22 protein-coding genes are annotated in these 19,967 nt (G+C 40.0%); 20 read left to right on the top strand and 2 right to left on the bottom strand.

Annotated features, from left to right (window positions below):
- The first annotated feature begins 69 nt into the window (after window positions 1-69).
- The 3 genes from bhn_RS13145 to bhn_RS13135 all read left to right on the top strand — a co-directional run bounded on the left by bhn_RS13145 (window position 70) and on the right by bhn_RS13135 (window position 1,795).
- Window positions 70-453, top strand: a complete 384-nt coding sequence (locus bhn_RS13145) for a BlaI/MecI/CopY family transcriptional regulator (RefSeq protein ID WP_071177121.1) — start codon at window positions 70-72, stop codon at window positions 451-453.
- Window positions 454-635: 182 nt separating this feature from the next.
- Complete coding sequence (locus tag bhn_RS13140; protein WP_161487330.1) at window positions 636-1,556, top strand: M56 family metallopeptidase; 921 nt, start codon at window positions 636-638, stop codon at window positions 1,554-1,556.
- A gap of 47 nt (window positions 1,557-1,603) precedes the next feature.
- Window positions 1,604-1,795 (top strand): hypothetical protein, encoded by a 192-nt coding sequence (locus bhn_RS13135; RefSeq protein WP_143015137.1) that lies wholly within the window; start codon window positions 1,604-1,606, stop codon window positions 1,793-1,795.
- 33 nt (window positions 1,796-1,828) lie between these two features.
- Here bhn_RS13135 and bhn_RS13130 read toward each other — a convergent pair whose 3' ends face one another.
- Window positions 1,829-2,782 carry a hypothetical protein gene (locus bhn_RS13130; RefSeq protein WP_071177118.1) on the bottom strand — a complete coding sequence of 318 codons (954 nt, stop codon included), beginning with the start codon at window positions 2,780-2,782 and terminating at the stop codon, window positions 1,829-1,831.
- A gap of 176 nt (window positions 2,783-2,958) precedes the next feature.
- Between bhn_RS13130 and bhn_RS13125 the strand changes: the two genes are divergently transcribed.
- The 10 genes from bhn_RS13125 to thiI all read left to right on the top strand — a co-directional run bounded on the left by bhn_RS13125 (window position 2,959) and on the right by thiI (window position 14,214).
- A complete protein-coding gene (locus bhn_RS13125) occupies window positions 2,959-4,149 on the top strand; it encodes a pyridoxal phosphate-dependent aminotransferase (RefSeq protein WP_071177117.1) in 1,191 nt (396 codons plus the stop codon).
- A gap of 139 nt (window positions 4,150-4,288) precedes the next feature.
- Window positions 4,289-4,795, top strand: coding sequence for a DUF6465 family protein (locus bhn_RS15815; protein WP_071177116.1), 507 nt, complete (start codon window positions 4,289-4,291; stop codon window positions 4,793-4,795).
- A gap of 217 nt (window positions 4,796-5,012) precedes the next feature.
- Window positions 5,013-6,044, top strand: coding sequence for a heat-inducible transcriptional repressor HrcA (hrcA, locus tag bhn_RS13115; RefSeq protein WP_071177115.1), 1,032 nt, complete (start codon window positions 5,013-5,015; stop codon window positions 6,042-6,044).
- A gap of 43 nt (window positions 6,045-6,087) precedes the next feature.
- Window positions 6,088-6,732, top strand: coding sequence for a nucleotide exchange factor GrpE (gene grpE / locus bhn_RS13110; protein WP_330393219.1), 645 nt, complete (start codon window positions 6,088-6,090; stop codon window positions 6,730-6,732).
- A 42-nt stretch (window positions 6,733-6,774) separates the two neighbouring features.
- Window positions 6,775-8,664 carry a molecular chaperone DnaK gene (gene dnaK, locus bhn_RS13105; protein ID WP_071177114.1) on the top strand — a complete coding sequence of 630 codons (1,890 nt, stop codon included), beginning with the start codon at window positions 6,775-6,777 and terminating at the stop codon, window positions 8,662-8,664.
- A gap of 119 nt (window positions 8,665-8,783) precedes the next feature.
- Window positions 8,784-9,965, top strand: coding sequence for a molecular chaperone DnaJ (gene dnaJ / locus bhn_RS13100; protein ID WP_071177113.1), 1,182 nt, complete (start codon window positions 8,784-8,786; stop codon window positions 9,963-9,965).
- A gap of 80 nt (window positions 9,966-10,045) precedes the next feature.
- Complete coding sequence (gene prmA, locus bhn_RS13095; RefSeq protein WP_071177112.1) at window positions 10,046-11,083, top strand: 50S ribosomal protein L11 methyltransferase; 1,038 nt, start codon at window positions 10,046-10,048, stop codon at window positions 11,081-11,083.
- Window positions 11,083-11,835 (top strand): RsmE family RNA methyltransferase, encoded by a 753-nt coding sequence (locus tag bhn_RS13090; protein ID WP_071177111.1) that lies wholly within the window; start codon window positions 11,083-11,085, stop codon window positions 11,833-11,835. Before prmA ends, bhn_RS13090 begins: the two co-directional genes overlap by 1 nt.
- Before the next feature lie 4 nt (window positions 11,836-11,839).
- Window positions 11,840-12,997, top strand: coding sequence for a cysteine desulfurase family protein (locus bhn_RS13085; RefSeq protein WP_071177110.1), 1,158 nt, complete (start codon window positions 11,840-11,842; stop codon window positions 12,995-12,997).
- Window positions 12,998-13,011: 14 nt separating this feature from the next.
- Entirely contained in the window at window positions 13,012-14,214 is a 1,203-nt protein-coding gene (thiI, locus tag bhn_RS13080) for a tRNA uracil 4-sulfurtransferase ThiI (RefSeq protein ID WP_071177109.1), read from the top strand.
- Window positions 14,215-14,319: 105 nt separating this feature from the next.
- Here the strand turns inward: thiI and bhn_RS13075 are convergent, their stop codons facing one another.
- Window positions 14,320-14,550, bottom strand: coding sequence for an HPr family phosphocarrier protein (locus tag bhn_RS13075; RefSeq protein ID WP_013282005.1), 231 nt, complete (start codon window positions 14,548-14,550; stop codon window positions 14,320-14,322).
- 92 nt (window positions 14,551-14,642) lie between these two features.
- On the opposite strand from bhn_RS13075, the gene mtaB reads away from it, so the two are divergent.
- From mtaB to bhn_RS13040, 7 genes are all read left to right on the top strand, one after another.
- A complete protein-coding gene (gene mtaB, locus bhn_RS13070) occupies window positions 14,643-15,995 on the top strand; it encodes a tRNA (N(6)-L-threonylcarbamoyladenosine(37)-C(2))-methylthiotransferase MtaB (protein WP_071177108.1) in 1,353 nt (450 codons plus the stop codon).
- Window positions 15,996-16,076: 81 nt separating this feature from the next.
- Window positions 16,077-16,352, top strand: coding sequence for an IreB family regulatory phosphoprotein (locus tag bhn_RS13065; RefSeq protein WP_071177107.1), 276 nt, complete (start codon window positions 16,077-16,079; stop codon window positions 16,350-16,352).
- A gap of 4 nt (window positions 16,353-16,356) precedes the next feature.
- Window positions 16,357-16,785: a Holliday junction resolvase RuvX gene (ruvX, locus tag bhn_RS13060; RefSeq protein ID WP_071177106.1), complete on the top strand. Its 429-nt coding sequence runs from the start codon at window positions 16,357-16,359 to the stop codon at window positions 16,783-16,785.
- Between the two features lie 25 nt (window positions 16,786-16,810).
- A complete protein-coding gene (locus bhn_RS13055; RefSeq protein WP_071177541.1) occupies window positions 16,811-17,074 on the top strand; it encodes a DUF1292 domain-containing protein in 264 nt (87 codons plus the stop codon).
- Window positions 17,075-17,135: 61 nt separating this feature from the next.
- On the top strand, window positions 17,136-18,815 hold the full coding sequence (locus tag bhn_RS13050; protein ID WP_071177105.1) for a ribonuclease J: 1,680 nt from the start codon (window positions 17,136-17,138) through the stop codon (window positions 18,813-18,815).
- Window positions 18,816-18,836: 21 nt separating this feature from the next.
- Window positions 18,837-19,328 (top strand): endolytic transglycosylase MltG, encoded by a 492-nt coding sequence (locus tag bhn_RS13045; RefSeq protein ID WP_071177104.1) that lies wholly within the window; start codon window positions 18,837-18,839, stop codon window positions 19,326-19,328.
- Window positions 19,318-19,965: an O-methyltransferase gene (locus bhn_RS13040; protein ID WP_071177103.1), complete on the top strand. Its 648-nt coding sequence runs from the start codon at window positions 19,318-19,320 to the stop codon at window positions 19,963-19,965. Before bhn_RS13045 ends, bhn_RS13040 begins: the two co-directional genes overlap by 11 nt.
- The last annotated feature ends 2 nt before the right edge of the window (window positions 19,966-19,967 follow it).

Here is a 19,967-nt window from a genome sequence, read left to right as displayed (position 1 = left end):
GAATGGTTGACTGTATAGAAAAGAAGTGTATCATTATAATTAAGAATATTCGTTATTTAGGAGAACAATATGTACCTTACGCAAAGCGAGATGGAGATTATGCATGCGTTCTGGCAGGAAGATAGGTCAATGTCGTTAAATGATTTGATATTGGCTAGCCCTGACAGATGCTGGAAGGACCGATCAGGTTTTTCGATAATAAACAGTTTGATAACTAAGGGCCTTCTAAAAGAAGATGGATATGTTCATAGCGGAAAGACAATAGCTAGAACATTTTCGCCGGTGATTAGTTATACAGATTTTATGATAGGACAGCTCAACTCTTTTGAAGGTAAGATTGAAGTGCCTCAATTAGTATCTCATCTTCTTGGTGAAGGTGATGTTGATGCAAGAGATATTAAAGAACTAGACAGGATGATTTCAGACAAGAAAAAGGAACTTAAAGATAAATGATACAAGTAAGTCGTTGGTCTTTATTTTACGCAATTATTTTAGGAAGTGTTCTTTTATTATTATTTCATTTTGGAATATGTAATAGAAAAAAGACAATTAAAGATGCTATAACTCCGTATATTACTCTGTTATTGCTGATTTTTATCAGAGTGATTTTTCCTGTAGACTCGGATGCTTTTTATGTGATCAGGTCAACTAAGCTTCTTAATGCAGTTCATGATTTATTAATGATTACTTTACTGTATGACCTATCAATAGAAAAAGTACTTGTTTTAACGTGGATTATTGGGGCTATAGTGTCTCTTTTTATATGGAATTGTTCTATAAAAAAAGATGTTCAAAAGACAAAGATTATAAAGGAATGTGCTAGTAGCCTTCCTGAAAAACAACTTAGTATTGCCACGAAGGCAGGATTAAATGCAAATTGTGTATTTGTGACTGATAAGATTGATGAAGTTGTTACAGTTGGAATTAGAGAATATATGATTTTGCTTCCACAAACTGATTATTCTGACATAGATCTTTATAATATTTTTGTTCACGAAGCTGCTCATATAAAGCATAGAGATATTAGAAATAGAGTGTTGTTACATGCCTTTTGTTGTATCTTTTGGTGGAATCCAATTTTTAGGTTGTTTGAGAAAGACTATTCCATTCTTATGGAATATCGATGTGACGAGAATGCAGTACAATTCTATACGTTATCTGAAAAAATAGCCTATGTGGAAACTATGAAGAAGATGACAGTAGTGAAGCTAGATTATTGCTATAGATATATGGAAGCTGGCTTTGCTATTGCATCAAGGAAATCGATGCTTATTTCAAGAGCTGACAGAGTTTTTATAAATGAAAAAAAGAATATAAAAAGGATAGCTGTTGCAATAGCGTTGGAGATATGTTTGTTCTTTTTGTCATATGCTGTAATATTCCAACCATATTATGAGCCAGAAATAGAAGGTGAAGTAGCGGTTGATGAAACAAACGCATATTTGATTAAGGAAGATGATGAATATAGAATCATTATCGATGATGAGGATTGGGGCATTGTTCCTAAAGACGATTTAAAAACTAGACCATATTGCAGATTGGAAATAAGAGAATGAAAAAAATATTTGTTAAAAGTTTATTACTAGTAGCTACAGTTTTGATCATGAAAAACAGTACAATTACTTGTTATGCATGCGCTACAAATGCTGGAATTAGTAGCGCGCATGATGGTAAAGCTATTATTCTTAGCGAAGAAACTGTTTGGAAGTATAGATATCACAATGGTAAAAGACAAAAGAGATTGTGGTCATGTTCTAACAATTGTTGGATATCTGATCATTGGATCGATATGTGACTAAAGAAAAAACTAGGCAGAATGAAATTCTGCCTAGTGAAATGCTGCAGGTCTTGGCTTATTGACCTGGATGATCTTTGAAGCTTCTAAGTTTCTGAGGAGTAACAGCCTTACTTTTCCCTGGTATTCTGGCTTTACCATGTAGTGGCAGTAGGTCTCGATAAGTGAGAAAAGATTTGCTGTTCTTCCTTCAATCTTAAAGTTGTTGATTCCCATTGGTACATATTTTTCCCAGATAAGCTCTGGTGAAATATGAGTTGAATATTCCTGGATGGTGTAGATGCAGTTCTTGTCACCGTATTCACAAGTCCAAGGAATGATATGCTTTCTCTTTTCAGGAGGAAGCGTTCTGTTTTCCATTATTATCTTCTGATTAAGGGCGATGTTCTTGTAGTGATCACCGCGGCGCTTGCAATCTGGAACGCATAGAGCGTTTACAAGGACTTCGAGCTTTTCTTTGTGATTGATATTCTCAATGATGTCCCACTTGTTATTCATGTTGTAGTCAAGGACTACATACTTATAGTCTTTTTCAAGTTCCTCATTAAGAGCGTCCACATCACGGATCTCTTTGCATGTTGTGGAATCAATCTTGTAGGAAGGATAGTTGGTTCTGATGAATTCTTCCAAAAGAGGTGAGAATACCAGAACTTCATTTTTACCATTGTCACCGGCCTTCAAGCAGAAGTTACAGAAAGGGTCCCGGAGATCTTCCTCAGTAATGAGGGGATTTGTGAAAGTGAAACGAACAGGAATGCCCTGAGAGTTAATGCTCTTTATTACATTTTCTACAAAGGCTCTGTCACACTGGTCATTATCTATAAGTCTTCCGCCGTTCCAAAGTGAAAAAGGAAAGCAACCAAAAAAAGATGCTATTTCAACACCTTCGCGGAAGTAATGAGGATACTGTTTTAATAAGCTAAGCCAGTACATGTTAAGCGGATAATTGTAACGAAGTCCTGGCAGATGAAACTTTACTGAAGCCATTTGAAACCTCCCAAATACCGATAGTTCTTTACTTTTTTACTATACTTTTTTTGTCAGAAATCTTCCAACCAAATCTTGCTAGAAGGTTTCGAACTATTGCTAAACTTTAGTACTGTGAACCATTGAAATAATGTGCTATACTGTTTGTCAAAGGTTTTTTAATCAGGAGGTTGGGTATGATAAATCAGCAGTACAAAGATATGCTTGGAGCAAAGTCAGTGATCAGAGAGCTGTCAGAATATGCAACAGCCAGAGGAAAAGAAATAGGCTACGAGAATGTCTTTGATTTTAGCCTTGGTAATCCAAGCGTGGAAGTGCCAAAGGAATTCACAGAAGAAATGATAAGACTTTTGGAGACAGAAAACACCATGACTCTTCATGGATATACTCCTAGTCTTGGTAATCAATTATATAAAGAAAAGATTGCAGAGTCTTTAAATAAACGCTTTGGAATGAACTATGGTCCTGAGCATATTTTTCCTACTACAGGAGCTGCAGGCGCTATATCACACGCAGTACGCGCTGTTACAAAACCTGGTGATGAGATGATCGCTTTTGCACCATTTTTTCCTGAGTACAGACCATATATAAATGGCGCAGGAGTTGAACTAAAGATTGTTCCTGCTGATACCGAAACTTTCCAGATCAACTTTGATAAGTTTGAGGAAATGCTTACAGATAAGGTTATGGCAGTTCTTGTTAACACGCCCAACAATCCTTCAGGTGTAGCATATGGAAAGGCAACTTTAGAGAAGCTTTCTTCTATATTAAAAGAAAAGTCAAAGGAATATGGACATACTATTTTCCTTATTTCAGATGAACCTTATAGAGAAATCGTATTTGAGGGTGCAGATTCTCCATATGTTTCTAAGTTCTATGACAATACACTTAGCTGCTATTCATTCTCAAAGTCTCTTTCACTTCCTGGTGAGAGAATTGGATATGTGGCAGTTAACCCAGCATGCGAGGGAAGTGATATTATCGTTCCTATGTGCGGACAGATTTCAAGAGGCACAGGACACAACTGTCCTCCATCCATCATACAGCAGGCTGTTGCCAAGGTTTGCCACATGACAGCAGATCTTTCTGTATACGAGACCAACATGAACATTATCTATAGCACTCTTAAGGAGCTTGGATTTACTGTGGTCAAGCCAGATGGAACCTTCTATATCATGCCAAAGGCTTTAGAAGAGGATTCTGTTGCATTTTGCAAAAAGGCCAAGGATTACGATCTGATATTTGTGCCTGCTGACGGATTCGGTGCTCCGGGATACTTCAGAATGGCTTATTGCATTGACACTGATAAGGTGAAAAGAGCCATGGATAGGTTGCGTCAGTTTGTCGGTGAGGTGTACAAGGCTTAAATATTGATTTAACCGACATTTTTTGTCCCTAAATCCGTTGACAATGGGGGTTAATGGGAGTAAACTCTATTTCGAAAAGACTTTATTGTTTTAACGAGCTATATTAATCAAGTGTGATTTTTTGAGGAGGAGACAAGAAATGGCCGAGATCAAGAAAACAGAGACATCTGTAAAGCCTGTTGCAACAATTAAGACTCCAGTAGCTGCAACAGCAACTAAAACACCAGAAGTAAAGGCAGCAGCTCCAGCAGCAAAGAAGCCTGCAGCTAAAAAGCCAGCTGCTAAGAAGGCTGAGCCAAAGAAGGCAGAGGCTAAAAAGCCAGCAGCAAAGAAAACTACTACAAAGACAGCTGCAAAGAAGCCTGCTACAAAGACAACTGCAAAGAAGACAACAGCTAAGAAGGCTCCAGCAAAGAAGCCAGCAGCTAAGAAAACAGAGGCAGTTCAGGTTTCAATCGAGCTTCAGTATTCTTACAAGCACATTCCTTATGAGAAGATTGTTGAAGATTCAAAGAACAACTTCGCATATGAGATGGGCGGAAATGTAAATGATATCAAGAAGCTTAGCATTTACGTTAAGCCATCAGAGGATGCAGCTTACTATGTAGTAAATGATAAGGTTCAGGGAAGAATTGGACTTGAATAATCTTATATAAAACAGGATTGCCCTCCACGAAATGTGGAGGGCATTTTTGATGCTGTAGATTAATACATTTTTTATAAAAACCTATGTTGACATCGGTCTTAGAAAGTTGTATTTTAAGTTACAGAAGATGTTAGCACTCAAATCAAGTGAGTGCTAACACTTGAAAAATAGATACCATTCCAATGAATTTAACCGGTGAATACAGAGGAAGGGCGATATGGAACTAGACGAGAGAAAAAGAAAAATACTTCATGCAATCGTTAAGAACTACCTTGAAACAGGAGAACCTGTTGGTAGCCGTACTATTTCCAAGTACACAGACTTAAATCTTAGTTCTGCTACTATTCGAAATGAGATGGCTGACCTTGAGGAGATGGGACTTATTTTGCAGCCTCATACATCTGCAGGTCGTATTCCTTCAGATCAGGGATACAGAGTATATGTAGATGAGATGCTCAGGGACAAGGAAAAAGAAGTAGAGAACATGAAGGAAATGCTCCTTGATAAAGAGGAGAAGCTTGAGAATCTTCTTAAGCAGGTAGCTAAGACACTGGCAGTTGATACCAACTATGCCACAATGATCTCAGCTCCACAGATCAGGAAGAACAAGCTTAAATTCATGCAGATATCTAAGGTTGATGATGAGCATCTTTTGGCAACCATTGTACTTGAAGGTAATGTCATTAAGAACAAGATCATTCCTGTAGAGGAAGTGCTTGATGAAGCTACAATGCTCAAGCTCAATATTCTCATGAACACTAGACTTGATGGTCTTGCAGTTGAGGATATCAATCTGGGACTTATAGCTAATGTCAAACAGGAAGCTGGCATACACAGTGAGATCATAGGTAATGTCATTGATGCCGCAGCTGAGTCGATTACAGCTGATGAGGACCTTCAGATATATACAAGTGGAACTATGAATATTTTCAAATATCCAGAACTTACAGATTCCACAAAGGCAAGCGAACTTATAAGTACATTCGAGGATACCAAGGATCTTTCCAGTATCGTTGAGGATACATTGTCTTCCGATTCAGAAGAGACTGGCATTCAGGTTTATATAGGTAATGAGACTCCTGTTCAGGCCATGAAGGATTGTAGCGTAGTAACAGCTACTTACGAACTTGGTGATGGAATGAAAGGAACGGTCGGAATTATCGGACCTAAGAGAATGGACTATGACAAAGTTATTTCTACTTTGAAGAATATGAGACATGCGCTGGATGCTCTTTACAAGAAAGAGTAGCGCATATTTATATAGATGATTTACGAATTAGGAGGCATTTACATTGGGTAACAAAGAAAATAAAGAAGTTCATGGTAAGGCCAAGAAGCCTGTAAGTGAAGCAGATAAAGAAGTTCTTGAGAACATCATGGAAGAACTTGAAAAAGAAGCAGAAGAAAAAGAAGAAAAGGCTGCAGAAGAAACTGCTTCTGAAGAAAATGTTACAGAGGCTGAGGCAGAAACTTCTGAGGAAACTAAAAAAGAAAAGAAAGATCCATTAAAAGAGAAGATTGATGAACTCAATGACAAAGTCATGAGACAGATGGCTGAGTTCGAGAACTTCAGAAAGAGAACAGATAAAGAAAAGGCACAGATGTTTGAACAGGGACAGGCTAATGTATTAGAGAAGCTTTTACCTGTTGTCGATAATTTCGAGCGAGGACTTGCAGCAGTTCCTGAAGCGGACAAAGACGGAGCCTTTGCAGACGGTATGAACAAGATCTACAAACAGCTTATGAAGCAGCTTGAAGACCTTGGAGTAACCCCAATTGAAGCTGTGGGAAAAGAATTTGATCCAAATCTTCATAATGCAGTAATGCAGGTTGAAAGCGAAGAATTTGAATCAGGAATGGTTGCACAGGAACTTCAAAAGGGATATATGTTCCACGAAACAGTGCTTAGACATAGCATGGTTGGTGTTAGTCAATAAAGTTTAAAACTATCAGATAATTTAGGTATGGAGGAAAGAAAAATGAGTAAGATTATCGGTATCGATCTTGGTACAACAAATAGCTGCGTAGCAGTTATGGAAGGCGGAAAGCCTACAGTTATAGCAAACGCAGAAGGCGCTAGAACAACACCTTCTATCGTTGCTTTCACAAAGAATGGTGAGAGAATCGTTGGTGAGCCAGCTAAACGTCAGGCAGTTACAAACGCTGACAACACAATCTCATCAATTAAGAGAGATATGGGTACAGACAACGGTCGTACAATTGACGGCAAGAAGTACTCACCACAGCAGATCTCAGCTATGATTCTTCAGAAACTTAAGGCTGATGCAGAGCAGTATCTTGGCGAAAAAGTTTCAGAGGCAGTTATCACAGTTCCTGCTTACTTCAACGATGCTCAGCGTCAGGCTACAAAGGATGCTGGTAAGATCGCTGGTCTCGAAGTAAAGAGAATCATCAACGAGCCTACAGCAGCAGCTCTTGCTTATGGTCTTGATAACGAAAAAGAGCAGAAGATCATGGTATATGACCTTGGTGGTGGTACATTCGATGTATCAATCATTGAGATTGGTGATGGCGTTATCGAAGTTCTTTCAACAAACGGTGATACACACCTTGGTGGTGATGACTTTGACCAGGCAATCATCAACTGGATGGTTCAGGACTTCAAGAATAAGGAAGGCGTTGATCTTTCAGGTGACAAGATGGCTATGCAGAGACTTAAGGAAGCTGCAGAGAAGGCCAAGAAGGAACTTTCATCTTCAACAACAACAAACATCAACCTTCCATTCATTTCAGCTGGAGCAGATGGCCCTAAGCACTTCGATGTAGATCTTACAAGAGCTAAGTTTGAAGAGCTTATCCATGATCTCGTAGAGAGAACAGCAATCCCAGTACAGAACGCTATGAAGGACGCTGGACTTACAAATGCAGATATTGGAAAGGTACTCCTTGTTGGTGGATCAACCCGTGTACCTTGCGTAGTAGAGAAAGTTAAGCAGCTCACAGGTCATGAACCTTCCAAGAACCTTAACCCTGATGAGTGCGTAGCTATCGGTGCTTCTATCCAGGGTGGTAAGCTTGCTGGTGATGCTGGTGCTGGTGACATTCTTCTTCTTGATGTAACACCTCTTTCACTTTCAATCGAGACAATGGGTGGTGTTGCTACAAGACTTATCGAGCGTAACACAACAATCCCTACAAAGAAGAGCCAGGTATTCTCAACTGCAGCTGATAACCAGACAGCCGTTGACATCAACGTTCTTCAGGGTGAGAGACAGTTCGCTAAGGACAACAAGTCACTTGGACAGTTCAGACTTGATGGAATCCCTCCAGCAATGAGAGGAGTACCTCAGATCGAGGTTACATTCGATATCGATGCAAACGGTATCGTTAACGTATCAGCTAAGGACCTTGGAACAGGTAAGGAGCAGCACATCACAATCACAGCTGGTTCTAACATGTCTGATGAGGATATCGATAAGGCTGTTAAAGAGGCTCAGGAGTATGAGGCTCAGGATAAGAAGCGTAAAGAGGGTATCGATGCTCGTAATGAAGCTGACTCATTCGTATTCCAGACAGAGAAAGCTCTTCAGGATGTTGGCGACAAGATCGATGCAGCTCAGAAGCAGACTGTAGAAGATGATATCAAGGCTCTCAAGGAAACACTTGAGCAGACTAAGGATAAGGAGCTTTCAGACAGCGAGATCGATTCACTTAAGAGCCAGAAAGAGAAGCTCATGAACGATGCTCAGGCACTCTTTGCTAAGATGTATGAGAGCGCTCAGGGTGCAGCTGGTGCAGCTGGTGCAGCAGGCCCAGATATGGGTGCTGGCGCAGGTCCTGATATGGGTTCAGCAAACACATCAAGCAATGATGACAATGTTGTTGATGGCGACTACAGAGAAGTTTGATCTTAATAAGTCAGAATTAATAAAAGTTTTATAATACAAATAGCCAGGCGAGCTTTTCTCGTCTGGCTATTCAGAGTATACTGATTCTAATTGACAGCGATATAAGGTTGAGGAGTAATATGGCAGAACAAAAGCGCGACTATTATGAGGTTCTTGGTGTCAGCAAAAGCGCATCTGAGGACGAGATCAAAAAAGCATATAGAGTACTTGCTAAGAAGTATCATCCAGATATGAATCCTGGCGATGCAACAGCAGCTGAAAAATTCAAAGAGGCTTCTGAGGCATATGCCGTACTTAGCGATCCAGAAAAGAAGAGACAGTACGACCAGTTTGGCCATGCTGCATTCGAAGGAGGCGCTGGCGGATATGGTGGATTCGATTTCAATGGCGCTGATTTTGGAGATATCTTCGGTGATATATTTGGAGATTTCTTTGGCGGTGGAAGAGCTCGTGGCGGTGCCAGAACAGGCCCATCTAAGGGAGCTAATATAAGAGCCAGCGTTAGAATTACTTTCCTTGAAGCTGTATTTGGCTGTGAAAAAGAATTAGAGCTTACAATGAAAGATCCATGTCCTACATGTCATGGAACAGGTGCTAAGCCAGGAACATCAGCTGAGACTTGTCCAAGTTGTGGCGGTAAAGGACAGAAGATACATATGCAGCAGTCATTCTTTGGCACCATTCGTAACGTTCAGACATGTCCTGAATGTGGAGGAACTGGTAAGGTAATCAAGGATAAGTGTCCAGACTGCCGTGGAACAGGATACATTGCGACTAGAAAGAAAATCTCAGTTTCTATTCCAGCAGGTATAGATAATGGACAGAGCGTAAGACTTCGTGAAAAAGGTGAGCCAGGTATTAATGGTGGACCTAGAGGAGATCTTCTTGTAGAAGTTATCATTTCTGATCACCCAATCTTCCAGAGAGATGGCTACAATATCTATTCAATGGTACCAGTATCATTTGCAATTGCTGCTCTTGGTGGAACAGTTCTTATTGATACTGTTGATGGAAAGGTTGCATATGATGTTAAGCCTGGAACTCAGACTGACACTAAGGTAAGACTTCGTGGAAAGGGTGTTCCATCACTTAGAGATAAGGATACAAGAGGTGATCACTACATAACACTTGTAGTTCAGGTTCCTGAGAAGCTTTCTAAGGAAGCCAAAGAGCTCCTTAAGAAATTTGATGAAAAAACAGGAGATTCACTTACAGCAGCTGAGCGTATGATGGAAGCTGATGGTAAAGACCCGGGAAATGATGGCCCAGGAGGCAAAAAGAAAAAGGGTTTTTTTAAGTAATCTTAATATGATACAATACGCGTGAAGCAGAGACAAAATTCTGCTTCACGCTTTTGTGTGATTAAAAAGGAGCTAAAATTATGAAATGGATGCGCTTTAGAGTTCGTACAAACGAAGAATCAGAAGATATTATCGTAAGTTATTTAGAAGATATTGGATTAGAGGGTGCTCAGATTGAAGACAACGCACCACTTTCTGCTGCAGATAAGGAGCAGATGTTTATTGATGCACCTGAGCTTGAACCAGATGAGAAGGATACAGGAATTGAGGCTGGCGCAGCATATCTTAATTTCTTCCTTGAAATAGATGATGAGAACATGCTCACTGTTGAGATGCCAAATGATGAAGGAGAGTATGTTAAGGTCAAGAAAACTCCAGAACAGATGCAGGCAGAGATCAAGGAAAAGCTTGATGAACTTAAGTCTTTTTCTGATATAGGTGATGGCACTATTTCTGTAGATGTTACAGAGGATATTGATTGGATCAATAACTGGAAACAGTACTTCCATAAATTTTATATTGATGATATACTTGTAATTCCGTCATGGGAAAAAGAGAGTAATGAGGACTCTGAAAAGGCAAATATGGTTCTTCATATTGATCCTGGAACAGCTTTTGGTACAGGTATGCATGAGACAACTCAGCTTTGCATCAGAATGCTCAAAAAGTATGTAACTTCCGACACTGAGCTTTTGGATGTAGGAACAGGTAGCGGAGTTCTTTCAATCCTTTCACTCATGTTTGGAGCCAAGCATGCAGTAGGAACTGATCTTGATAAATGCGCAGTTCCAGCTGTAAAAGAAAATATGGAAAACAATGGAATTGCACCTGAGAAGTTTGACATGATGATCGGTAATATCATTGATGACAAGAATATTCAGGATGCAGTTGGCTATGATAAATATGACATTGTTGTAGCAAATATTTTAGCCAATGTACTTGTTCCACTTACGCCTGTTATCACGCATCAATTAAAAACAGGTGGTATTTATATAACCTCTGGTATCATCAATACCAAGGAAGAAGAGGTTAAGAAAGCACATCTTGATGCTGGTCTTGAGATTCTTGAGATCCATCATCAGGGAGATTGGGTTTCAATCACTTCGAGGAAAAACTGATGTATCATTTTTTTGTAGACAGTTCACAAATAACGCCTGATTGCAAAAGAGTTGAGATCACTGATAACGACTACAATCACATTGCTCATGTTCTCAGAATGAAAGTCGGAGAGCAGTTTTCAGTAAGCATACGTGAGGAAGAGGAAGGCAGAGAGCTCTTTTACGAGATAGAAGAAATAACTGACAGTGCTGTCATTGGTAAGCTTTGCTTTATAGAGGAAGTGGGAAATGAGCTTCCTTCCAAAATATATCTTTTTCAGGGACTTCCAAAGGTTGATAAGATGGAGCTCATTATTCAGAAGGCTGTTGAGCTGGGAGCTTTTGAAATCGTGCCTATGTCCACTAAGAGATGTATCGTCAAGCTTGATGAGAAAAAGGCTGAAAGCAAGGTAAAGCGTTGGCAGGCTATTGCAGAAGCAGCAGCAAAACAGAGTAAGCGTGCTATCATTCCTTCTGTTCATATGCCTATGACCATGAAGGAGGCTGTTCAATATGCCAAGGATATGGATATTAAGCTTATTCCATATGAGATGGCAGAGCATATTGATGAGACCAAGAAGATAATTGAAGCTATAAAGCCGGGGCAGAGCATTGCTGTGTTTATTGGACCAGAAGGCGGATTTTCTGAGCAGGAGATCGACCTTTGCAATGAGAATGGAATAAAGCCTATTACTTTAGGTAAGAGAATATTAAGGACTGAAACTGCGGGATTTACAATAATCTCGTGGCTTATGTATCATCTTGAAGGATAAAGAAATGGAAGCTTATTTAGATAATTCGGCAACTACAAGAGCCTACGATGAAGTGGCTTCACTTGTTGCCAAGATAATGACAGAAGAATATGGAAATCCATCCAGTGTACATCACATGGGTATGGTATCTGGTGAGAGGCTCGCACAGGCGAGAGAAACTATAGCAGCTACATTAAAGGTTGAGCCACAGGAGATATTATTTACTTCTGGAGGAACAGAATCAGACAACCTTGCTTTGATAGGTGTAGCCAAGGCTAATAAATGGCGTGGTAAGCATATAATAACAACTGCTATCGAACATCCTGCGATTCTAGAGACTACTTCAGCTCTTGAAAAGGAAGGTTTTGAGATAACTTATCTTCCAGTTGATGAGACAGGTGTGGTTCAGTTAGAGGACTTAAAGGCAGCTCTTAGAGAAGACACTATACTTGTTTCAATGATGTTTGTTAATAATGAGATAGGTTCAGTTCAAAAGATCCAGGAAGCTGGTGAACTTATCAAGGCATATAATTCCGATATCTATTTCCATGTGGATGCGGTTCAGGGATATGGCAAATTTGTCATTAGACCAAAGAGCATGAAGATAGATCTTTTGTCTGTTAGCGGACACAAGATCCATGGACCCAAGGGAATAGGCTTTTTGTATATCAAAAAGGGAACTAAGATCAATCCTATCTGCTATGGCGGTGGACAGCAGAAGGGTATGAGATCAGGAACAGAGAATGTGCCTGGAATTGCTGGCCTTGCTCTGGCAGCCAAGATGTGCTACGAGAACTTTGAGGACAAGCAAAGCAAACTCTATGAGCTTAAAGAGTATCTCATAAATTCTCTTAATGAGAGGCTTTCAGATATAAAGGTAAATGGTCCGGCATGCAGAGAGGGAGCGCCACATATTGTCAGCGTTTCAATAAAGGGACTTGCCGCAGAGACAGTTCTCAACATGCTTAGTAGCAAAAATATATACGTATCTGCTGGATCTGCCTGCACATCCAACAACCCACATATTTCAGATACGCTTCAGGCCATTGGTCTTGAAAAGGATTTGCTTGAATCCACAATTCGTATTAGTATGTCATTTATGACTACCAAGGAAGAGATTGATTACTTTTTGGATACGCTATGCTCACAGGTTGAGAATATGCGTAAGTTCTACCGTCATTAAAGAAAGAGGTTTTTATGCAGTATCATGCTTTTGTAATTAAGTACGCCGAGATCGGAGTAAAGGGAAAGAACAGATATATCTTTGAAGATGCACTTGTTAAGCAGCTAAAGAGAGTGCTTGCTAAGTGTGATGGCAGCTTTAATATTTCTAAGGTTGCAGGTCGTATCTATATTGAAGCAGAAGGCTTTGATTTTGATGAGACTGTATCACAGCTTCAGACTGTATTTGGTGTAACAGGAATCTGCCCAGCTGTATCTATCGCAAGAGATGGAGAGAACCATCTCCCAGATGTTGATGGAGTAGCTAAGGCTGTATTAGATTTTATTGATGGCGTGTATCCTAACAAGAACAAGACTTTCAAGGTTAAGTGCAGAAGAGTAGATAAGAGCTATCCTGTTGATTCTATGGAGATGGCAGCTGAACTTGGCGCAAGGATCCTTAATGCATTCCCTGAAATGAAGGTTGATGTTCATGATCCTGAGATTCTCATAAACGTTGAGCTTAGAGAGAAACTGAATATTTTCTCTGAGATCATTCCTGGACCAGGTGGAATGCCAATAGGAACAGCCGGTAAAGCTATGCTTCTTCTTTCAGGCGGAATTGATTCACCTGTAGCTGGATACATGGTTGCAAAAAGAGGTGTTGAGATCGAAGCTGTATATTTCAATGCCCCACCTTATACAAGTGAGAAAGCCAAGCAGAAGGTAATCGACCTTGCTGGCGTTATTGCAAAGTATACAGGTAAGGTTAAGCTTCATGTTATCAACTTTACTGACATTCAGATGTATATCTATGAGAAATGCCCACATGATGAGCTTACTATCATCATGAGAAGATATATGATGAGAATTGCAGATATTCTTGCTCAGAAGTCAGGCTCTATGGGACTTATCACTGGTGAGAGTATCGGACAGGTTGCATCACAGACAATGCAGAGCCTTATGTGTACAGGAGAGGTAGTAACAGACATTCCTGTTTACAGACCGCTCATTGCTTTTGATAAACAGGATATTGTAGATATTTCATACAAGATTGATGCTTACGAGACGTCTATCCTTCCTTATGAGGATTGCTGTACTATTTTCGTTGCTAAGCACCCTGTTACTAAGCCAAGAACTGATATCATCAGAAAGCATGAGGAGAATCTCGTAGAAAAGATAGATGAGCTTATGCAGACTGCTCTTGATACTGACGAAGTTATTGAGATTACGAGGTAAAAACCTCAGCAAGTGCTTTGCGCTGGGATTATCAAAAAAAGACCATCTTAAAATGAACTTTTAAGATGGTCTATAATAATCTTTTAGATGGATCTAATCCAAAGATTAGATCATGTAAGGCTTCAAAATCTCGAGAACCTCATCTGCGCCGTCTTCTGCATGGATGTTAAGATCAATAGGCTTAGAAAGATCTAATGAAAAAATACCCATAATAGACTTAGCGTCGATAACGTATCTTCCTGAAACGAGGTCGAAGTCATAATCAAACTTCGTAATATCGTTTACGAAAGATTTTACCTTATCGATAGAATTTAAAGAAATTTTTACGGTCTTCATTGCGCAAATACCTCCTTCTTTTCTTTATAGTAAACGGAGTAACTGCAAAAGTCAATGACTAACCCTAAACAAAATAAGAAAGAAATGCCTTTATGCAAAATAACGTTAATGGATTAAAGGTTGCAATGCACAACCTAGGATGTAAAGTAAATAGCTATGAAATGGATGTTATGAGCCAAAAACTCCAGGAACAGGGAGCTATAATCGTGCCTTTCGAAGAGAAGGCGGACATCTATATCATAAACACCTGCACAGTTACTAATATTGCAGATAGAAAATCAAGACAGATGCTCCATAGATCCAAGAAGGAGAATCCTGATTCTATAGTCGTTGCAGTTGGATGCTATGTAGAGACTGGTCTTGACGGCGTCAAGAAGGATGAGTGCATTGATCTTGCTATTGGAAATAACAAAAAATCAGAGATAGTAGATATTTTAAATGAGTTCATTGAAGCCAGGAATGAAGTAATAGACAAGACTCTTTTTGGAAGTACTATCATTGACATCAACAAGACTAATGAATATGAGAGCATGACATTAAAAGAGCTTCCGGAGCACACAAGAGCCTATATCAAGATCCAGGATGGATGTAACCAGTTCTGTTCATATTGCGTCATCCCGTACGCAAGAGGAAGAGTAAGAAGTAGAAATATGGATGAAATCCTGAGCGAGATCGAAGGTCTTGTTAAGAAGGGCTGCAAAGAAGTGGTTCTTACAGGTATTCACACAAGCTCTTATGGTATAGATTTTGGTAAGGCGCAGCTTATTGATCTTATTGAAAAGATAAATGAAATTCCGGGAATAGAGAGAATAAGACTTAGCTCATTGGAGCCAAGGATCATAACTGAAGAAAATGCAAAGAGATTGGCAGCCCTTGATAAGCTTTGTCCACATTTCCACTTATCACTTCAGAGTGGATGTGATTCAGTCCTCAAGAGAATGAATAGGCATTATACAGCTGATGAATTCAGAGAAGGTGTAAGACTATTAAGAGAAGCTTTTGATAAACCGGCTATCACTACAGACGTTATTGTGGGATTCCCTGGTGAGACAGAGGAAGAGTTTGAGGATTGCCGCAAGTTTGTAGAAGAGATCCAGTTCTATGAGATGCATGTATTTAAGTACTCTCCTAGAAAAGGAACTGTTGCCGCAGGAATGCCAGATCAGCTCACGGACAAAGAAAAGTCCAAGAGAAGTGAAGTGCTTCTTAACATGACAAGGGAACATTCCAAGGAATATAGAGGTAAGTTTATCGGAACAGAGCTCACAGTTTTGTGGGAAGATGAAGAAGAGATTGGTGGTCAGACTTATATCATCGGACATACTGACAGATATGTCAGAGTTGCACTGCACGTTGATGATAAAGAGAACTACAAAGCTAGTACTGGAGCCATTTCTACAGTTGTTCCAACAGCCTTCCTAACTCCTGATACATTGCTTATTTGAATTAGTTAGTGTACAATTATTTTTGGAGTATATTGAGCCTGTGTGCTTTTTAAAATAAAAAAATACGAATGGAGAGATGATATGGCAGAGCAGAATTTAGAGAACACCCAATTCTTCAAAGTTGAAGTCGAGCCAGAAACTGGCGTTAAGATGGTACTTTCTGTAGTATATGATGCCTTGCTTGAAAAGGGATACAATCCTGTTAATCAGATTGTTGGATATATCATGTCTGGAGATCCTACATACATTACAAGTCACAAGGGCGCCAGAAGCCTTATTATGAAGGTTGAGCGTGATGAGCTTGTTGAGGAGATGCTCACAGAGTATATCAAGAGCAACAACTGGGCTAGAAAGTAATATTATGCGAATCATGGGTTTGGACTACGGTTCCAGAACAGTTGGAGTTGCCATAAGCGATGAGCTTCTTTTAACTGCGCAGGGTAAAGAGATAATCCGTAGAAAAGAGGAAAATAAGTTAAGAAGGACGATGGCTCGAATTGAAGAGCTGATCCAGGAGTACAATGTTGAGAAGATGGTGCTTGGTCTACCTCTTAATATGGACCAGACTCCTTCTGAGCGTTCTGAGTTATGCCTTGAGTTCAAGGATAAGCTTGAACGTAGAACGGGAATCCCGGTTGTTATGTGGGATGAGAGACTTACGACTGTAGAAGCGGACGAGATCATGGATGAAGCCGGTATCAGAGGTCGTGAACGTAAAGAGTACGTAGATATGATTGCAGCTCAGATAATTCTTCAGGATTATCTGGATAATAGCAAAGATAAAACCTGATCATAGTCAGGAAATGGTGAATAATTTGGAAAAGATTTTATTTAGCCCGGATGGGGGCGAAGCAGTAGAGTTCTACTGCCTTGAACAGACAAGCCTTGGAGGCAAGACCTACCTGCTTGTTACAGATGAAGAAGATGGTGACGGAGAAGCGCTTATTTTACGCGACGACTCCGATATTAAAGATGAAGAAGCGGTTTATGTGATTGTGGACGATGACCTGGAGCTGGAAGCTGTTGCAGGTGTATTTCGTAAGCTGCTTTCTGAGGATGGAATAGATCTTGATGCCTAACGGGGAGTGCGGTTGACAGCTTTTTCTATTTCTCCGCCAATGTATAAATGGAGGATTTATTTTGAGTAAAAAGAAAACTGAAAATGGCTCCAAACTGCAGATCATCCCACTTGGTGGTCTTGAGCAGATTGGAATGAATATCACTGCCTTCAGGTATGAAGACAGTATTATTGTAGTGGATTGCGGTTTGTCATTCCCTGATGATGACATGTTGGGAATTGACCTTGTAATCCCGGATATCACATATTTACAGGAAAATATCGACAAAGTAAAAGGCTTTGTTATAACACATGGTCATGAAGATCATATAGGAGCACTTCCATATATTCTTCATGAACTCAATGTCCCTGTGTATGCCACAAGACTTACAATGGGTATCATTGAGCACAAGCTTGAGGAGCACAATCTTCTCAAAAAGACTCGAAGAAAAGTAGTTAAGTTTGGACAGTCCATTAACCTTGGGCAGTTCAGAGTTGAATTCATTAGAACTAATCACTCGATAGTCGATGCGGCAGCTCTGGCAATATATTCACCAGCCGGAACTGTAGTCCACACAGGAGACTTTAAGGTTGATTACACACCAGTATTTGGTGATCCTATAGATCTTCAGAGATTTGCTGAGATTGGTAAAAAAGGCGTTCTCGCCCTTATGTGCGACTCAACAAATGCTGAGAGACCAGGATTTACAGCTTCTGAGAGAACAGTAGGAAGAGCTTTGGATTCTCTTTTTGAAGAACATGAGAACCAGAGGATCATTGTAGCTACATTCGCGTCCAATGTAGACAGAGTTCAGCAGATCATCAACACAGCTCATAAATGCGGTAGAAAAGTAGTAGTAGAAGGCCGCAGTATGGTGAGCATCATTGATATTGCTCAGAAACTGGAATGCATCCAGATTCCTGAGAATACACTTATTGATATCGATCAGCTCAAAAATTACCCTGAGAACAAGACTGTTATCATTACAACAGGTAGCCAGGGTGAAAGTATGGCCGCTCTTAGTAGAATGGCCAGCAGCCAGCACAAGAAGATCACCATCGGTGCTGGAGATACTGTTATTTTCTCTTCTCATCCAATCCCAGGTAATGAGAAGGCTGTTACTAATATCATTAACGAGCTTCAGATGAAGGGAGCAGATGTAATCTTCCAGGATGTTCATGTATCTGGACATGCCTGCCAGGAAGATATCAAGCTCATCTATACACTTGTTAAGCCTAAGTACGCAATTCCTGTTCACGGCGAGTACAGACACCTTATTGCTCAGAGCAATATTGCAAGAGATCTTGGAATTGCAAAGGAGAATGTATTCATTCTTCATTCTGGAGATATCCTTGAACTTGATGAAGAGAGCGCAAAAGTTAAGGGTAAGGTTCCTGTAGGAGCTATCCTTGTTGACGGTCTTGGTGTAGGTGATGTAGGTAATGTTGTTCTTCGTGACAGACAGCATCTTGCTGAGGATGGAATCGTTATAGTTGTATTTGGTCTTGATAAGGAGAGTGGACAGCTTATTTCAGGTCCTAATATTGTATCAAGAGGATTTGTATATGTCAGAGAGTCAGACAAGCTCATTGATGATGCTACAGATCTTGTTTACGACGAACTTATCGAAGCTACTGATAAGGGCATAACTGATTGGAATAAATTAAAAAATATTGTCAAAGATGTCTTAAGCGATTATATTTGGAAGAAGACAAAGAGAAGACCAATGATAATGCCAATAATAATGTCTACAAATATTTGAGGTCTTTAGGAGAAGTATTTTATGAATACAAAGAAACTCGGCTTGGGCATATTGGACACCATAGTCAAGGTAGTTTTCATCATCATTGTTGCTATGCTGATCATTAAGTATGCCAAGGTTGCTTACAACTATGGTTATCATATTTTTAATCAGACAGCAGTGTCTTCCGGAACAGGAAGAGAAGTAACTGTAACTATCTCAGAGGGTGATTCAGTAGGCCAGATCGCAGATAAACTTGCAGAGGTTGGGCTTATTACAGATAAGTTTTTGTTCAAACTTCAGGAGATGTTCTCAGAGTACCACGGAATGGAACAGCCAGGAACATATACTCTCAGCACAGCAATGACACCGGAGGAGATGCTCTCTATCATGTCTGGCGGCATCAAGAATGGTGAGGAATCTTCAGACAAAGATGGCGCTCTCGAAGAAGGTGCTGCTGAGGAAACTGAAGTGACAGAAGAAACACAAGAGACAGAAGAAGTAGGAAATTCTGAGGAATCTAATGGTAACTGAACAAGATAGAATGACGGCATTCATCAATTCTCTTGATCAGGGCAATGCACCTTATCTTGATGAACTTGAAAGAATCGCCAAAAAGGACGACGTCCCTATTGTACGCAAGGATTCTCAGGCACTACTCAAATTCCTGATGGCACAGGCAAATCCGGTGAATATATTGGAAGTTGGCTGTGCTACTGGATTCTCAGCTCTTTTGATGGCTGAGTACAGCAGAGATGATGCCAAGATCACTACAATAGAAAAATATGAAAAGCGAATCCCTATAGCCAGGGACAACTTTATAAAGTACGACTCAAAACATAAAATCACACTTTTGGAAGGTGATGCGACAGACATTTTAAAGACGCTGACTCCAGGGTATGATTTTATTTTTATGGATGCAGCAAAAGGGCAGTATATCAACTTCCTGCCAGAGTGTTTAAGGATACTCAATAAGGGAGGTCTTTTGGTATCAGACAATGTCCTTCAGGACGGAGACGTCATAGAATCAAGATTTGCTGTGACAAGAAGAGACAGAACAATACACGCCAGAATGCGTGAGTATCTATATGAGCTAAAGCATAACGACATGCTTAACACAGTTATTTTGACAGTTGGAGATGGAATGACTCTTTCTGTAAAGACGAAATGAGG

This window comes from Butyrivibrio hungatei (genome assembly GCF_001858005.1).
Taxonomy (GTDB): domain Bacteria; phylum Bacillota; class Clostridia; order Lachnospirales; family Lachnospiraceae; genus Butyrivibrio; species Butyrivibrio hungatei.
The sequence above is the reverse complement of the archived record's forward strand: the minus strand, read 5'-3'. Positions and strand labels throughout refer to the sequence as shown.

Excerpts from the sequence above, each read along its gene's own strand:
- dnaJ (WP_071177113.1), top strand. The coding sequence starts at position 8,784 with ATGGCAGAACAAAAGCGCGACTATTATGAGGTTCTTGGTGTCAGCAAA.
- bhn_RS13065 (WP_071177107.1), top strand. The coding sequence starts at position 16,077 with ATGGCAGAGCAGAATTTAGAGAACACCCAATTCTTCAAAGTTGAAGTC.
- dnaK (WP_071177114.1), top strand. The coding sequence starts at position 6,775 with ATGAGTAAGATTATCGGTATCGATCTTGGTACAACAAATAGCTGCGTA.
- thiI (WP_071177109.1), top strand. The coding sequence starts at position 13,012 with ATGCAGTATCATGCTTTTGTAATTAAGTACGCCGAGATCGGAGTAAAG.
- bhn_RS13040 (WP_071177103.1), top strand. The coding sequence starts at position 19,318 with ATGGTAACTGAACAAGATAGAATGACGGCATTCATCAATTCTCTTGAT.
- prmA (WP_071177112.1), top strand. The coding sequence starts at position 10,046 with ATGAAATGGATGCGCTTTAGAGTTCGTACAAACGAAGAATCAGAAGAT.
- bhn_RS13075 (WP_013282005.1), bottom strand. The coding sequence starts at position 14,550 with ATGAAGACCGTAAAAATTTCTTTAAATTCTATCGATAAGGTAAAATCT.
- bhn_RS13135 (WP_143015137.1), top strand. The coding sequence starts at position 1,604 with ATGAAAAACAGTACAATTACTTGTTATGCATGCGCTACAAATGCTGGA.
- ruvX (WP_071177106.1), top strand. The coding sequence starts at position 16,357 with ATGCGAATCATGGGTTTGGACTACGGTTCCAGAACAGTTGGAGTTGCC.
- bhn_RS13130 (WP_071177118.1), bottom strand. The coding sequence starts at position 2,782 with ATGGCTTCAGTAAAGTTTCATCTGCCAGGACTTCGTTACAATTATCCG.
- bhn_RS13085 (WP_071177110.1), top strand. The coding sequence starts at position 11,840 with ATGGAAGCTTATTTAGATAATTCGGCAACTACAAGAGCCTACGATGAA.
- bhn_RS13045 (WP_071177104.1), top strand. The coding sequence starts at position 18,837 with ATGAATACAAAGAAACTCGGCTTGGGCATATTGGACACCATAGTCAAG.
- bhn_RS13125 (WP_071177117.1), top strand. The coding sequence starts at position 2,959 with ATGATAAATCAGCAGTACAAAGATATGCTTGGAGCAAAGTCAGTGATC.
- bhn_RS13090 (WP_071177111.1), top strand. The coding sequence starts at position 11,083 with ATGTATCATTTTTTTGTAGACAGTTCACAAATAACGCCTGATTGCAAA.
- bhn_RS15815 (WP_071177116.1), top strand. The coding sequence starts at position 4,289 with ATGGCCGAGATCAAGAAAACAGAGACATCTGTAAAGCCTGTTGCAACA.
- mtaB (WP_071177108.1), top strand. The coding sequence starts at position 14,643 with ATGCAAAATAACGTTAATGGATTAAAGGTTGCAATGCACAACCTAGGA.
- bhn_RS13145 (WP_071177121.1), top strand. The coding sequence starts at position 70 with ATGTACCTTACGCAAAGCGAGATGGAGATTATGCATGCGTTCTGGCAG.
- hrcA (WP_071177115.1), top strand. The coding sequence starts at position 5,013 with ATGGAACTAGACGAGAGAAAAAGAAAAATACTTCATGCAATCGTTAAG.